Here is a 14,223-nt window from a genome sequence, read left to right as displayed (position 1 = left end):
GCCGCGGCGCGGATCCCGCTTGCTCGAAACCAGTGCAGAGATGGAGTGTTCATGGCCGACAACCGCATCATGACCGAGATCGCCGCCCAGCCGGAGTGCTGGCGGCGGGCCGCCGGGATGGCCGCGCGGGTCCGCGACGCGCTGCCGGCCCGCGGGGAGCGGGTGGCGGTCGTCGGGTGCGGCACCTCGCTGTTCATGGCGCAGGCCTACGCGGCGCTGCGCGAGGCGGCCGGGCACGGCGAGACCGACGCGTTCGCCGCCTCGGAGGCGCCGCTCGCCCGCCGCTACGACCGGGTGCTGGCGCTGACGCGGTCCGGGACGACGACCGAGGTCCTCGACGTCCTGGACCGGCTCGGCGGCACCGTCCGGACGACCGCGATCACCGCCGACCCGGACACCCCGGTGTCCGCGAGCGCGGACCGGGTGGTCGCGCTGGACTTCGCGGACGAGGAGTCGGTCGTGCAGACCCGGTTCGCCACCAGCCAGCTCGCGCTGCTGCGCGCCCACCTCGGCGAGGACCTCTCGTCCGCGATCGCCGACGCCGAGGCCGCCGTGTCCGTACCGCTCCCGGCGGAGCTGCTGGGCGCCGAGCAGATCACCTTCCTCGGGCGCGGCTGGACGGTGGGGATCGCGCAGGAGGCCGCGCTGAAGATGCGCGAAGCGGCGGGCCTGTGGACGGAGGCGTACCCGGCGATGGAGTACCGGCACGGCCCGATCAGCATCACCGGCCCCGGCCGGGCGGTGTGGATGTTCGGCGAGATGCCGGACGGCCTCGCCGGCCAGGTCGCCGCGACGGGCGGGCTGCTGCGGGCCGCGCCGGCCGATCCGCTCGCCGACCTGGTCGTGGCGCAGCGGATCGCGGTCGCGCGGGCGCGGGCGGCGGGCCTCGACCCGGAACGGCCCCGCCACCTCACCCGCTCGGTGATCCTGGAGTCCGGCGCATGATCCTCACGGTGACCCTGAACGCGGCGATCGACGACACCTACGAGGTGCCGGACGCGCGGTTCGGCGAGGTCAACCGGGTGGAGACCGTGCACCGGCGGCCGGGCGGCAAGGGCGTCAACGTCGCCCGGGTGCTGCACGGCCTCGGCCGCGAGGTGGTGGCCGCCGGGCTGGCCGGCGGCGCCGCGGGGCGGCAGATCGAGGAGGGCCTCGGCTCCCTCGGCGTCCCCGCCGCGTTCAGCCCGGTGGCCGGGGAGTCGCGCCGGACGGTCACGATCGTCGGCGGCGGCGTGACGATGTTCACCGAGCCCGGTCCCGTCGTGACCGCCGCCGAGTGGGCGGCGTTCCGGGACGGCTTCGCGGCGCTGGCCCGGGACGCCGCCGCCGTCGTGCTGTCGGGGAGCCTGCCGCCGGGCGTCCCCCCGGACGCCTACGCCGTCCTCGCCCGGCTGGCCTCCGGCCCGGTGATCCTGGACGCCGACGGCGAGGCGCTGCGGCTCGGGCTCGCCGGACGCCCGGATGTGGTGAAGCCGAACGCCGACGAGCTGGCCCGGGCCAGCGGGACCGGCGACACCGGCGCCGGGATCCGCGCGCTGCGCGAGGCGGGCGCACGGACGGTGGTGGCGTCGCTCGGCGCGGACGGCCTGGTCGCCGCGACCCCGGACGGCGTGCTGCGCGCGGCGCTGGACCGTCCCGTCGCGGGGAATCCGACGGGCGCCGGCGACGCGCTCGTGGCCGGGCTGGCGGCGGGCATCGCCGACGGCCTGCCCTGGCCGGACCGCCTCCGGCACGCCGTCGCGCTCGCCGCGTGCGCGGTCCGCTCCCCCGTCGCCGGCGAGATCGACGCCGCCGCGGTCCCCGCGCTGGTCCCCCATGTCACCCTCCGGACCGAGGAGAACCATGCCGCTCGCCCCCATGAATGAAGTCGTCGGCGCCCCCGGCCGCGGGCTCGGGGCGTTCAACGTGATCCAGCTGGAGCAGGCCGAGGCGATCGTCACCGGCGCCGAACAGGCCGGGGCCCCGGTCGTGCTCCAGATCAGCGAGAACTGCGTCGCCTATCACGGCGCGCTCGCGCCGCTCGGCCGGGCGGTGCTCGCGGTCGGGCAGGCCGCCGCCGTGCCGGTCGTCGTCCACCTCGACCACGCCACGTCGGACGAGCTGGTCCGGGAGGCCGTGGACCTCGGGTTCGGGTCGGTGATGTTCGACGCGTCGCGGCTCCCGCACGACGCGAACGTGGCGAGCACCGCGGAGGTCGCCACGCGCTGCCACGCCGGCGGCGTCTGGGTCGAGGCCGAGCTCGGCGAGATCGGCGGGAAGGACGGCGTGCACGCCCCCCACGCCCGCACCGACCCCGGCGAGGCCGCCCGCTACGTGGCCGCCACGGGCGTGGACGCGCTGGCCGTCGCGGTCGGCACGTCCCACGCCATGCTCACCCGCGACACCGTGCTGGACCTGCCGCTCATCGGGCGGCTCGCCGCCGCGGTGCCCGTCCCGCTGGTGCTGCACGGCTCGTCCGGCGTGCCCGACGCGGCGCTCACCGCCGCCGTCGAGCACGGCATGACGAAGATCAACATCGCGACGCACCTGAACAGGGTGTACACCGGAGCCGTCCGCGACCGGCTCGCCGCCGACCCCGGCCTGGTGGACCCGCGCCGCTACGTCCGCGACGGCCGGGACGCGGTCGCCGCCGAGGTCACCCGCCTCCTGAAGGTCATCCGGGCCGGCTGAGCCGCCGCGGACGGGTTCCCAGCGTGCGGCCGGGATTCAGCGTGTGCGGCCGGGATAAAGATGGAAACGTTTGAACCCGTGGGCGCGGGACGGACGTGCTGTTGGTGTCGCGGTCGCGGCGGGGGGACCGAACCTGGGAGGACGAGCTGACCACGGATAGCCGCCTGGAGCGGGGAACGGACGAGGACGAGGACGGGGACGCGCCCGCCGGCGCCACGAGGGCGGGCGGGCGGCGCGGACGGCGGATCGCGGCGCGGGCGGTGACCGTCGCGGCGTTCCTGCTGGTGCTGGCCGCGCTGGTCACGCCGGACGAGTACGCGCGCCTGACGCCGGGCGCGTTCGCGCGCATCCCCGTGGAGGGCGTCCTCGGCGTCGCGCTGATCCTCGTGGTCCCGGAGCGGGCCCGGCGGTGGGTCGCGGGGACGGCGGGGGCCGTCCTCGGGGTGCTGTTCGTCCTGAAGGTGCTGGACATCGGCTTCGACGCGGTGCTCGTCCGGCCGTTCGACCTCGTGCTCGACTGGCCGATGCTAGCGCCGGGCGTGGAGTTCGTGAAGGAGTCGGCGGGGCAGGCCGGGGCGATCGCCGCCGTGGTCCTGGTGGCGGTGCTGACGGTGGGCGTGGTCGTGCTCATGGCGCTCTCGTCGCTGCGCCTGAGCCGGGTGGCCGTGCGGCACCGCAGGCCCGCGGCCTGGGGCGCCGGTGTCCTCGGGACGGTCTGGCTCGCGTGCGCCGCCCTCGGGGCGCAGTTCGTGGAGGACGTGCCGGTGGCGTCCAGGAGCGCGGCGGTCCTCGCCTACGACCACACCCGGCAGGTGCGGGACAGCCTGAACGACAGGGAGGAGTTCGCGAAGGCCGCCGCCGTCGACAGGTTCCGCACCACCCCCGACGACAAGCTCCTGACCGGGCTGCGGGGGAAGGACGTCCTGCTGGCGTTCGTGGAGAGCTACGGACGGTCGGCGGTCGAGAACCCCGAGTACGCGCCGCACGTCGACCCCGTCCTCGACCAGGGGACGCAGCGGCTCGCCAAGGCGGGGTTCTCCGCGCGCAGCGGCTGGCTCACCTCCTCGACCGCGGGGGGCGGCAGCTGGCTGGCGCACGCCACGCTGCTGTCGGGGCTGTGGGTCGACAACCAGCAGCGGTACCGCACGCTCGTCAACAGCGACCGGATGACGCTGAACGGGGCGTTCCACCGCGCAGACGCCCGGACGGTCGCGCTCATGCCGGCGATCACCCGGGCATGGCCGGAGGGGAAGTTCTTCGGCTACGACAAGATCTACGACAACCGGAACCTCGGGTACCGGGGGCCGCGCTTCAGCTTCGCCACGATGCCCGACCAGTACACGCTGTCGACGCTCCAGCGCACCGAGCTGGCGAAGAAGGACCGCGCGCCCGTGATGGCGGAGACGGCGCTGGTGTCGAGCCACGCGCCGTGGGCGTCCATCCCGCGACTCGTCCCCTGGGACCGGGTCGGGGACGGCTCGGTCTTCAACGGGATGGGCAAGGGCTACGACGCGTCGTGGCCCGCAGGCGGGCGGATCCGCACGGAGTACCGCAAGTCGATCGAGTACACGCTCAACACGCTCGTCTCGTACGTGGAGACCTACGGCGACGATGACACGGTGCTGGTCTTCCTCGGCGACCACCAGCCCGCCCCGCTCATCACCGGGCCGGGCGCGAGCCGGGACGTGCCGATCACCATCGTCGCGAAGGACAGGGCCGTCCTGGACCGGATCTCCGGCTGGGGCTGGCAGGACGGGCTCCGCCCCGCCAAGGACTCTCCGGTGTGGCCGATGAGCGACTTCCGCGACCGCTTCCTGACCGCGTTCGGGGGCTGATGTCCCTGTCCGCCGGAACCGGACGGCCGGCGGCGCCTCCCCGCGAAGCGCCGCCCGGCCCGTCCCGGGCGCCGCGCCGGCGGTGGCTGCTCGGGGCCGTCGTGGCGGCGCTGCTGGTCCAGATGGCGGTCGCGATGGTCTCCACGGCCGTCCGGCAGACCCCGACCATCGACGAGCCCGTCTACATCGCCACCGGCGTGGTCTACCTGCGGGAGCACGACCTGCGGTACAACCCCGAGCATCCGCCGCTCGGGAAGCTGGTCATCGGTGCGGGCGCGGTGGCCGCCGGACCGCGGCTCGACACCTCCTTCACCGGCGACCAGTTCCAGATCGGACCGCACCTGCTGTACCGGTCCGGCAACGACGCGCAGCGGGTGCTGCTCGCCGCCCGGCTGCCGGTCATCGCCCTGACGCTGCTGTTCGGACTGGTCGTCTTCGCGTTCGCCCGCGACCTCACCGGCCCGGCCGGGGGGCTCGTGGCCCTCGCGCTCTACTGCTTCTCCCCCGACCTGATCGCGCACGGCTCGCTGGCCACGCTGGACGTGCCGATGGCCGGTTTCCTGCTGACGTCGGTGTGGCTGGTGTGGCGGGCGAGACGCAGGCCGCGGCTGTACCTGCCGCTGGCGGGAGCCTCGCTCGGCGCCGCCGTCGCCACCAAGATGAGCGCGCTGCCCGCCGTGCCCGTGCTCCTGGTACTGGTGGTCCTGTCCGTCTGGGCGTTCCGGCCCGGCCGACGTCCCGTCCTGACGGGCGTCCTGGCGGCGGCCGCGACGGGTCTCCTCGCCATCGCGGTGGTGTGGGCCGCGTACCTCGCCGTCGACCCGCGCCTCCAATGGACGACCCCCGATGACCTACCTGACGTCGAGGGACTCCGCGGGCTCGCCGCCGGCTGGATGCCGTTCCCCCGCCCCTTCCAGGACGGCATGCGCGTCCAGTTCGGCTTCGAGGACATGCGGTGGACGAGCTTCCTGTTCGGCGACGTCTACCAGGGGTCCCGCTGGTACTACCTTCCGGCCGCCCTGCTGGTGAAGACACCGCTCGGGATGCTCGCCCTGTGGGCCGCGGGCGTGGCCGCGATGGCCGCGGTTCCCCGGCTGCGCCCGGCCGCCCCGTACGTCCTCCTCCCGGCGGCGGTGCTGCTGGCGGTGACGATGGCCGGAGCCCGCGACCTCGGCGTCCGGTATGCCATCTACGTCCCGATGTTCCTGGCGGTGGCGGCGGCGGGCACGGCGGTCGTCCGATGGCGCTGGACGAAGGTCGCCGCGGTCGTGCTGCTGCTGCTGTTCGTCGGGGTCAGCTCGCTGCGGACCTACCCCTATTACCTGCCCTACTCCAACGAGGCGTTCGGCGGCCCGTCCAAGACCCATCTGCGGCTGCACGACTCCAACGTCGACTGGGGACAGGATCTCGGGCGGCTCGCCGACCGCCTCCGGACCCGCTACCCGGGCGAACGGGTGTGGCTCGCCTACAAGGGCAGCGGCGTCCCCTCGTACTACGGCATCCACGCGAACGACCCGCTCACCGCGCCGCCGGCGCAGGTGCGGGGGCTGCTGGTGGTGTCCGACAGCTGGATCGCCAAGGACGACCCGCGGCTGACCCCGCTGATCCGCTCCAGCGCGCGGATCGACGAGGTCGGCCACTCCATCACCATCTACCGCCGATCCGCTCAGCCTTCGTAGACCTCGAAGGTCCACCTCCCCGCCGGCTCGACGCCCTTCATCTTCGCGGCGAGCGAGGCGTCGTCGCCCTTGGTCACCGTGCCCGCCTCCGCGGGCAGCACCGCCACGGTCAGCCTGTTCCGCTCGCCCGGCTCGGCCTTGCCGAGCCAGAAGACGCCCCTGGCCTCGGCCGGCTCACAGTCGACGATCTTCGGGCGTCCGGCTCCCCTCACCACCATGACCGCCGCGCCGTCCACGCAGGTGACGCGGAACCGCACCGTCCGGCCGGCCGGGGGCGGGGTGAACGCGATCGTGCGGGGCCGGCCGTCCGCGGTGTGGACCATCCCGGCGAGGAGCTTCAGGCCTTTGACCGGCCGCCGGTTCCTGGCAGCGGCGGGGTCCTCGCCGTCCTTGCATCGCTGGCAGGTGCCGCTGTAGAGCCGGACTCTCCACTTCCCCCGACCCGGCCGGTGGGTGGCGGCGTAGCGGTCGAGGTCCGCGTGCGACTTCGGCATCGGCGCGACGTTGAGGGGCAGCGCGATGAGCCGGACCTTTACCGGCTTGTCGGGCGTGGTCGGCAGGTAGCTCCTGCCGCCGCAGGGACCCCCGCCAAAATGCCCGTTGATCACGTGGTAGATCATGACCCGCGTCGGGCAGCTGTAAGCGATCATGCTGTACGTCCCGGTCGGGGTCAGGTCGATCTCGGTCCAGACGCCCACGGTGGAGAACTCCACCTCGCGCACGGGGGCCAGGCCGTCACTCGGCGACGACTTCGGGAACGCCTCGTTGACCACGCCCGTCATCGCCGGCGGGGCACCGTCGCCGGACGCCTGCCCGAACTGCTGGACGGCACCGAACGCCGCCGCGACCGCCAGCGCGGCGCCGGCGGCGCCGCCGGCGGCCCGGCGGCGGTCGCCCCGCCGGATCCGGCGCCGCACGCGCGGCAGCAGGTCCGGAGACGGCCGCCCGCCGGCGCTCCGGGTCTCCATGACCTCGGTCAGGTCCTCCAGGCTGTACGGCATCGGTCACTCCCTTCCCTGCTGCGAGCCCGCGAGAATCCCGGGATCGACCCGGAGCTTGGCGAGGGCCTTGCTGGTCTGGCTCTTCACCGTCCCGACCGAGCAGCCGAGGATCGCGGCGACCTGGCGTTCGCTGAGGTCCTCGAAGTACCGCAGGACGACCGCGGCGCGCTGGCCGTGCGGGAGCCTGCCGAGCGCCTCCCACAGCATCGCCTTGTCCTCGGCCGCCCCGATCGTGTCGGACGGGTCGTGCCGGTCGGGCGGCGCGGCCGTCGGGCGTTCGCCGCGCCACCGCCGCTTCGCCCAGGAGCGGTGCGTGTTGACCAGAATCCGGTAGACGTACGGATCGGGGTCGTCGCCCACCCGGCGCCACGCCCGCCACGCCTTCACCAGGGCGGTCTGCAGCAGGTCCTCCGCCTGGCCCCAGTCGCGGCACAGCAGGTAGGCCGTCTTGAGCAGCCGTGGTGACCGATCGGTCACATATGTGGCGTAGTCGGGTCGCTCCCGCATCCGGCCTCCTCGCTTCCTCTGCCGACTACTACCGCCCAGACCCCGTGAAGGGTTGCCCGGCGGTCAGCGGCGGCGGGAGTGGGCGCGGGACCAGAGCGCCGTCCAGCCTCCGTGGGCGAGCCAGGACGCGGGGACGCGCAGGCCGTGCTCGGCGATCTCGTCCCAGAAGGCCGCGGTGTCGGCGCCGAGCTCCCGCGCGGCGGGCAGGGCGCGGTGCCACGGGCCGTCCTTGTCGTCGAGCGCCGAGACCGGGTAGCCGGGGACGGTGACCGAGCGCGGCCCGGTCACCGGGACCAGGTCCGCGTCCGGGGCGCCGCAGGTGGTCATGACGGCGAGCGCGCACAGCAGCGGCTCGGAGGCGGACCGGGCGAGGGCTCCGGCGATCACCGGGTCGTCCTCGACGGCGAGCCGCCCGATCGCGCGGCGGACCCGCCGCGCGACCAGGTCCAGGGCGTAGGCGTCGGCGATGGCGGGGCGCTTGACGAGCCTGCGCAGCGTCTTCGGCAGCGGGGGCTCGCCGAGCAGGAGCGCGAGCCGGTCGAACCGGGCGCGCAGCGCGGGGTCGAGGCCGTCGAGCGCGGTGGCGAGGGGACGGTGGCCCGTGCCGGTCCACAGCCGGATGATGTCCGTGGCGCCCTCGTCCAGGGCGCGGCGGACGGCGCCGGCGAGCTGCGCGCCGCCGAGGCGGCGCAGCCGGGCGGGGGCGGCGTCCGGCGCGGTGGCGGCCACGGCGCCGTAGGTGCCGAGGGCCGCCGGGCCGGTCGCGTCGAGCGCCCGCCGCGCGAGGCCGTCGAGCGCCGGGCCCGCCTCCTCGACCAGGCGGGGCGTGGCGCGGCGCCGTGCGGTCCGGGCGGGCGGGGGCTCCTCCGGCACCAGGACCACCGGGTCCGGGACGGCGCCGGGGATCGCGGCGACCCAGTCACGGAACCGCCGCTCCAGGTCCTCGTCCGGCGCGTCGTTGAACCTGGCCGCGATCTCGGCGACCCGCCATCCCCGCGACGCGGGCCGCAGCGGGACCAGTTCTGCGTTGACGACCAGGGGGCCGGCGACGTCGTAGAGGCCCGCGAGCGCGCTCCTGCCCGCCCTGGCGTCGTCGACGTAGGCGGGGCCGGCGATGCAGTTGCCCATGTAGGCCGCCCATCCGGCGACGTCCCGGGCGCTGCGGGCGATCTTGAGCCGGACCCGGGTGCCGGGGACGGCCGCCCCGTCCAACGCGGCGAGCGCGGGCGGGACGACGAAGTCGCCGGTGAGGGCGGCGCTGATCGCGGTGGCCGACATCAGGCCCGCGGTGAGGTCCGTCCACGTGCGCGGCGCGCGGGGCGGGACACCGCCGAGCGCGACGAGTTGGGCGGCGCCGGAGACGGCGACCATGACCGAGTCGAGGCGGGGGGTCAGCGGCTCGTCCTCGTCCTCCGGCGGGTCGTGGTCGAACCAGGGCTCGCCCGTGCCGGCGGTGGGCCGCGCCAGCTCGTGCCCGTACAGGCCGGCCAGGGCGTCGACCAGGTCGGCGTACCAGAGCATGTCTCCGATGAGCTCCACCGAGGCCGGATCACCGGACGGCGCGAGCCTGTCGCGCAGCGGTCCCCGGTCGCCCAGCGCCGGCCCCGTCCAGTCCGGGATGCCGGCCCACTCGGCGGGAGGACGGACATACCGGGCCCCCTCCCGCCAGCCCGTCAGGTTCAGCTCGCCCCACGCCTGCAGCACACCGCCGGGCGCGTAGAGCCTGGCCTCCCGGATGACCCGTTCGACGTCCTCGATGATGACGAGGGCGAAGTCGCGGGCGCAGGCGAGGCGCGGCTTGACGTACCCCGCGAGCTTGGCGTCCCGCGGCCCGCTCCCGGTCGTCTTGCGCAGGAGGTCGCGCACGTAGGCGGCGGGACGCACCGGAAGGCCGGTCAGCCCCGGCACCCGCCGCGCGGACTGCGCGGCGGCCACGTCGGGCAGGATCCCGGCCGCCGCGCGCAGCACCGGGACCGAGCGCTCCAGACCGTCCTCCAGCCCGTGGTCGGCGACGGCGACCGCGGCGCGGAGCAGGGCGGTGGCGCCGACCGCGTCCTGGAGGACGCGGTTGAGCCGCTCGCGCCAGTACCAGCCGTCCGGGATCCAGTGCGCGGCGTCGGCCAGGGAGGGTTCGCTGGTCTCCAGTTCCATCCGCAGCCGCGACAGGATCCGCTCGCGGTCGTCGTAGCGGCGCCGTTTGCGCAGGTCCGCGACCCTGTCCCGGCGGCTCTGCGTCGCCAGCCGCGCCTCCCGCCGGGCGAGGCCGGTCCGGTGGTCCAGCACCCGCGCCCACAGATCGAGGATCAGCGCGAGCCTGCGGGGGCCGGGCACGTCCCCGAGCACCTGCCGGAGGTACAGCGCGAGGACGGAGGGCTGCCCCTCGGGAGCGAGCTCGACGCCCGGCGCCTCGAGCGCGAGCACCTTCTCCAGCTGCTCCGGGCCGAGGACGTCGCTGGCCGCCGACGCCAGGTGCAGCGCGGCCCACCGCCCGTCCTCGGCGGCGCGGGCGGCGGCCGCCCCGACCCGTCTGGTGACCGCGGGCCCGAAGAGAGCGACCAGCAATCCGGACCGCTCCCCCAGCCGGTGCGCGTTCTGCACGCCGACGGCCCGCAGCGCGGCCAGCGCGGCGTCCCGCTGGTCCCCGCGGGCCCCGTCCAGCCGGGCGGAGCGGAACCCGGCGCCGAGGTCGACGCCCGCACCCGCCGCGACGGCTCCGCCGTCCGCCACGAGCAGGGTGAGCTCCCGGACGGCGTGCGCCGCATCCTCCTCGGAGGCCTCCTCGGGGCCGAGCGCGACGGGGGCCCCTGGCCGCGCGTCCGACCCGTCCGGCAGCCGGCGCGGCCCGGACGGTCCGGCGATCCAGGCATGGCGGCCCGAAGCCACCACTCCCCCAGAAAGCCGGATCTTCATGCGCCCCATTGTGCTCATCGCGCTCGCCGCCGCCAACGGGTTTCGGCGTGTCCCGCCGCGCCGGTCCGTGTGGTTGTCTGGGGGGATGTACGACGTGGTGATCGCCGGAGGCGGGCACAACGGCCTGGTCGCGGCCGCGTACCTGGCCCGTGCCGGACGGCGGGTGCTGGTGCTGGAGCGGCTCGGGCATGTCGGCGGGCTCGCGGTCTCCGCCCGGGTGTTCCCCGGGGTGGACGCGCGGGTGTCGCGCTACTCCTACCTGGTGAGCCTGCTGCCGTCGAAGATCGTCCGGGATCTGGGCCTGGACGTCGAGCTGCGCGGGCGGCGGTTCTCCTCCTACACGCCGGTCGGCGACCGCGGGCTGCTGGTCGACAACGGCGACCCCGCCCGGACGGCGGCCTCGCTCGGCGGCGACGCCGGAGCGTGGCGGCGGTTCTACGCGATGGCGGGCCGGGTCGCCGAGCGGGTGGCGCCGACGCTCCTGGAGCCGCTGCGCGACCGCGCCGGACTGCGGCAGGTGGTGGACGACGACGAGGCGTGGCGCGACGTGTTCGAACGGCCCATCGGGGACGTGGTGGACGAGCGCTTCACCGATGACGTGGTGCGCGGGGTCGTCCTCACCGACGCGTTGATCGGGACGTTCGCGGACACCTCCGGTTCCGCGCTCCTCGCGAACCGGTGCTTCCTCTACCACGTCGTCGGGGACGGCACGGGCGACTGGAACGTGCCCGTCGGCGGCATGGGCGCGGTCACCGGCGCGCTCGCCGACGCCGCGCGTGCCGCCGGGGCCGAGCTGCACACCGGCATGGAGGTGGTGCACGTCGATCCGGGCGGGGAGGTGACCTTCCGGGACGGCGAGGGCGCCGAGCACACCGTCTCGGCCAGGTGGATGCTGGTCAACATGCCCGGCGAGAGCCCGGCCGAGGGGGCGCAGCTGAAGGTGAACATGGTGCTCTCGCGGCTCCCGCGGCTGCGGGACCCGAACGTCCGGCCCGAAGAGGCGTTCGCCGGGACCTTCCATATCAACGAGAGCCGGAAACAGCTCGACACGGCGTACCGGGAGGCGGCGGAAGGCCGCATTCCGGCACTGCCGCCCGCCGAGGTGTACTGCCATTCCTTGACCGATCCGTCCATTCTCGGACCGGAACTCCGGGCGGCGGGGGCGCACACCCTGACGCTGTTCGGGCTGCACATGCCGGCACGGCTCTTCCGCTCCGATCCGGAGAACGGCCGGGACGCGGCCCTGCGCGCGACGCTCGCGTCGTTCGACGCCGTTCTCGCCGAGCCGATCGAGGACTGCCTGCTGCGCGCTCCCGACGGCCGGCCGTGCATCGAGGCCAAGACGCCCGTCGACCTGGAGAACGAGGTCGGGCTTCCCGGCGGGCACATCTTCCACCGCGACCTGTCGTGGCCGTTCGCGGAAGCCCCGGAGGAGCGCGGGCGGTGGGGTGTGGAGAGCGAGCACCCGAGAGTGCTCCTGTGCGGGGCGGGAGCGCGGCGGGGCGGAGGCGTCAGCGGTATCCCGGGGCACAACGCCGCCCGCGCCGTCCTGGAGGCCGGCTAAGCCCGTGCGCAGGCCCGGTGCAGGGCGGTGACCGCCTGGCCGGGGTCATAGGACGGCAGAACGGCGGCGAGATGACCGTCCGGACGAACGATGTGCACCGTGTCCGGTCCTGCGTCCAAGGCCTCCCGGAGCACCTGTGCCGTGTCGATGTCCCGCAGCGCGTGGACCTCGTGAGGGACGCAGGTCGGCAGGTCCCGCCCGGTTCTGCCCTGGGTGAGGACCAGGAACCGTGTGCCGAGCAGGCGGCGCAGGCGGGTCGGCCTGCCGTCGACCACGCACGGGCCGTCCGGGCAGATGACGCCGGGCAGCGGCGGGCGCACCCGGCCGGGTTCGAGCGGGAAGCCGTCCACCGGGCCTGACGGAGTGGTCAGCGGCGAGTCCAGGTACCAGAACGGTTCGGCGAGCTTGCCGGAGTCGACGATCGTGCGGGGGTCCGGGTGCGTGCGGGCCTTCTCCAGCGACTCCAGCCGGTGGGCGCGCTGCTCCGCGGTCTGCGGGACGAGGAACTCCATCGTCCGCGTGGTGACGCGGAGGTTCTCTTGGGCGGCGGCCCTGCGCTCGATGTCGTAGCTGGCGAGCAGCTCGGGCGGTGCCCAGCCGTGCCGGACGTAAGCCAGCTTCCACGCGAGGTTGTCCGCGTCCTGGACGCCGGAGTTGAGGCCGCGGGCGCCGAACGGCGCGTACAGGTGCGCGGCGTCCCCGGCCAGGAAGGCGCGGCCGGACGCGAACGCCGCCGCGCACCGCTCGTGGAACCGGTACACGGTGGCCCACACGACCTCGTACGGGACGTCCCCGGTGATCTTCCTGATGCGGGCGTCCAGCGCCCCCGACCGCCGCTCGGCGTCGAGGTCGTGGTCGGCGGGGACCTGCCAGTCGATGCGCCACGTCCCGTCCGGGCACTGGTGGACGAGGACCTGCCGGCCGGGGTTCCACTCGGGGTCGAAGAAGAACCGCCGCTCGTTCGGGAACGGCAGGTCGGCGCGGATGTCGCAGATGAGGAACCGGTCGGCGAAGGTACGCCCGGGGAACTCGATGCCGAGCAGTTCCCGGACGGTGCTGCGTCCGCCGTCCGCGCCGACCAGGTGGGTGCCGCGCACGGTGCCGCCGCCGGCGTCGGCCTCGACGCCGTCCGCGTCCTGCCGCAGCCCGCCGACCGGGTGCCCGTACCGGACCTCGACCAGCGGTTCGGCGGCGGCGAGGTCGCGCAGCCACGCCTCCACCTCGGCCTGGGAGACGTTGATCCAGGGCGGGACGGCGCCGCGCTCCGCGCCGGGGAAGGTGACGGAGAACACCTCGTCCCCGCGGTAGTAGGTGCGGCCGGTCGTCCACGTCACGCCGCGGGCGATCATCCGCTCGGCGCACCCGGCGCGGTCGAGGACGTCCAGCACGTCGCGCTGGAAGCAGATGGCCCGCGACCCGGACGGGTCGCGGCGCTCGGCGGCCTCCAGGACGACGCTCGGCACGCCGTGCCGGGCGAGCAGCAGCGCCGTGACCAGGCCGACCGGCCCGGCCCCGGTGATGAGGACCGGTTCGCCGCCGTCGGTCACGGAGTCCTCGCCATGTCCCGCGTGTGCGCGTCCCTGGCCTGCTCGATGGTCCGGTCGGCGACCTCCCGGTCCTGCCAGCCCCGCACGTCGGCCTCCTTTCCCGGCTCCAGGCTCTTGTAGATGTCGAAGAAGTGCGCGATCTCGTCGCGGACGTGCTCGGGGACGTCGCGCAGGTCGCGGATGCCGGCGTAGCGGACGTCCCGGGACGGCACCGTGAGGACCTTGGCGTCGGGGCCACCCTCGTCGTGCATCCAGAACACCCCGATGCTGCGGACGGTGACCAGGCAGCCGGGGAACGTGGGCTCCTCCAGGAGCACCATCGCGTCCAGCGGGTCGCCGTCCTCGGCGCACGTGTCCGGGATGTAGCCGTAGTCCACCGGATACTGCGTCGAGGTGAAGAGCATCCGGTCGAGCCGGATGCGGCCGAGCCGGTGGTCCATCTCGTACTTGTTGCGCGATCCCCGGGGGATCTCCACGATCATGTCGATCTCCATGGCTCCCTCCCCCGGG

Annotated in this window: 11 protein-coding genes; 6 read left to right on the top strand and 5 right to left on the bottom strand. The window is 74.9% G+C overall.

The window, feature by feature from the left end; all coding sequences use genetic code 11:
* Positions 1 to 51 precede the first annotated feature (51 nt).
* The 5 genes from ABGB11_RS17645 (at position 52) to ABGB11_RS17625 (ending at position 6,184) form a co-directional block, all read left to right on the top strand.
* The gene (locus ABGB11_RS17645) at positions 52 to 945 is read left to right on the top strand and encodes an SIS domain-containing protein (protein WP_347633988.1); all 894 of its coding nucleotides are present in this window, start codon (positions 52 to 54) and stop codon (positions 943 to 945) included.
* Positions 942 to 1,865 (top strand): 1-phosphofructokinase family hexose kinase, encoded by a 924-nt coding sequence (locus ABGB11_RS17640; protein ID WP_347633986.1) that lies wholly within the window; start codon positions 942 to 944, stop codon positions 1,863 to 1,865. The genes ABGB11_RS17645 and ABGB11_RS17640 overlap by 4 nt, the downstream gene beginning before the upstream one ends.
* Entirely contained in the window at positions 1,858 to 2,670 is an 813-nt protein-coding gene (locus ABGB11_RS17635; protein WP_347633984.1) for a class II fructose-bisphosphate aldolase, read from the top strand. Before ABGB11_RS17640 ends, ABGB11_RS17635 begins: the two co-directional genes overlap by 8 nt.
* Before the next feature lie 95 nt (positions 2,671 to 2,765).
* Positions 2,766 to 4,505 (top strand): sulfatase, encoded by a 1,740-nt coding sequence (locus tag ABGB11_RS17630; RefSeq protein WP_347633982.1) that lies wholly within the window; start codon positions 2,766 to 2,768, stop codon positions 4,503 to 4,505.
* Positions 4,505 to 6,184: a phospholipid carrier-dependent glycosyltransferase gene (locus ABGB11_RS17625; protein ID WP_347633980.1), complete on the top strand. Its 1,680-nt coding sequence runs from the start codon at positions 4,505 to 4,507 to the stop codon at positions 6,182 to 6,184. Before ABGB11_RS17630 ends, ABGB11_RS17625 begins: the two co-directional genes overlap by 1 nt.
* On the opposite strand, the gene ABGB11_RS17620 is transcribed toward ABGB11_RS17625, so the two are convergent.
* The 3 genes from ABGB11_RS17620 to ABGB11_RS17610 all read right to left on the bottom strand — a co-directional run bounded on the left by ABGB11_RS17620 (position 6,172) and on the right by ABGB11_RS17610 (position 10,602).
* Positions 6,172 to 7,185 (bottom strand): hypothetical protein, encoded by a 1,014-nt coding sequence (locus ABGB11_RS17620; protein ID WP_347633978.1) that lies wholly within the window; start codon positions 7,183 to 7,185, stop codon positions 6,172 to 6,174. The genes ABGB11_RS17625 and ABGB11_RS17620 overlap by 13 nt on opposite strands.
* Positions 7,186 to 7,188: 3 nt before the next feature.
* Complete coding sequence (locus tag ABGB11_RS17615) at positions 7,189 to 7,692, bottom strand: SigE family RNA polymerase sigma factor (RefSeq protein ID WP_347633976.1); 504 nt, start codon at positions 7,690 to 7,692, stop codon at positions 7,189 to 7,191.
* Positions 7,693 to 7,755: 63 nt separating this feature from the next.
* Positions 7,756 to 10,602 (bottom strand): hypothetical protein, encoded by a 2,847-nt coding sequence (locus ABGB11_RS17610; RefSeq protein ID WP_347633974.1) that lies wholly within the window; start codon positions 10,600 to 10,602, stop codon positions 7,756 to 7,758.
* Between the two features lie 85 nt (positions 10,603 to 10,687).
* On the opposite strand from ABGB11_RS17610, the gene ABGB11_RS17605 reads away from it, so the two are divergent.
* Positions 10,688 to 12,166 carry an NAD(P)/FAD-dependent oxidoreductase gene (locus ABGB11_RS17605; protein ID WP_347633972.1) on the top strand — a complete coding sequence of 493 codons (1,479 nt, stop codon included), beginning with the start codon at positions 10,688 to 10,690 and terminating at the stop codon, positions 12,164 to 12,166.
* On the opposite strand, the gene ABGB11_RS17600 is transcribed toward ABGB11_RS17605, so the two are convergent.
* Positions 12,163 to 13,713 (bottom strand): FAD-dependent monooxygenase, encoded by a 1,551-nt coding sequence (locus ABGB11_RS17600; protein WP_347633970.1) that lies wholly within the window; start codon positions 13,711 to 13,713, stop codon positions 12,163 to 12,165. The genes ABGB11_RS17605 and ABGB11_RS17600 overlap by 4 nt on opposite strands.
* Positions 13,710 to 14,207 carry an inorganic diphosphatase gene (locus ABGB11_RS17595; protein WP_347633968.1) on the bottom strand — a complete coding sequence of 166 codons (498 nt, stop codon included), beginning with the start codon at positions 14,205 to 14,207 and terminating at the stop codon, positions 13,710 to 13,712. The genes ABGB11_RS17600 and ABGB11_RS17595 overlap by 4 nt, the downstream gene beginning before the upstream one ends.
* Positions 14,208 to 14,223 lie beyond the last annotated feature (16 nt).

Origin of the sequence: Actinomadura sp. B10D3, assembly GCF_039871695.1 — a bacterium.
Lineage (GTDB): Bacteria > Actinomycetota > Actinomycetes > Streptosporangiales > Streptosporangiaceae > Spirillospora > Spirillospora madurae.
Note: the sequence above shows the minus strand (reverse complement) of the source record. Positions and strands in the feature narration are given on the sequence as shown.

Excerpts from the sequence above, each read along its gene's own strand:
- ABGB11_RS17625 (WP_347633980.1), top strand. The coding sequence starts at position 4,505 with ATGTCCCTGTCCGCCGGAACCGGACGGCCGGCGGCGCCTCCCCGCGAA.
- ABGB11_RS17615 (WP_347633976.1), bottom strand. The coding sequence starts at position 7,692 with ATGCGGGAGCGACCCGACTACGCCACATATGTGACCGATCGGTCACCA.
- ABGB11_RS17645 (WP_347633988.1), top strand. The coding sequence starts at position 52 with ATGGCCGACAACCGCATCATGACCGAGATCGCCGCCCAGCCGGAGTGC.
- ABGB11_RS17595 (WP_347633968.1), bottom strand. The coding sequence starts at position 14,207 with ATGGAGATCGACATGATCGTGGAGATCCCCCGGGGATCGCGCAACAAG.
- ABGB11_RS17635 (WP_347633984.1), top strand. The coding sequence starts at position 1,858 with ATGAATGAAGTCGTCGGCGCCCCCGGCCGCGGGCTCGGGGCGTTCAAC.
- ABGB11_RS17640 (WP_347633986.1), top strand. The coding sequence starts at position 942 with ATGATCCTCACGGTGACCCTGAACGCGGCGATCGACGACACCTACGAG.
- ABGB11_RS17605 (WP_347633972.1), top strand. The coding sequence starts at position 10,688 with ATGTACGACGTGGTGATCGCCGGAGGCGGGCACAACGGCCTGGTCGCG.
- ABGB11_RS17610 (WP_347633974.1), bottom strand. The coding sequence starts at position 10,602 with ATGAAGATCCGGCTTTCTGGGGGAGTGGTGGCTTCGGGCCGCCATGCC.
- ABGB11_RS17620 (WP_347633978.1), bottom strand. The coding sequence starts at position 7,185 with ATGCCGTACAGCCTGGAGGACCTGACCGAGGTCATGGAGACCCGGAGC.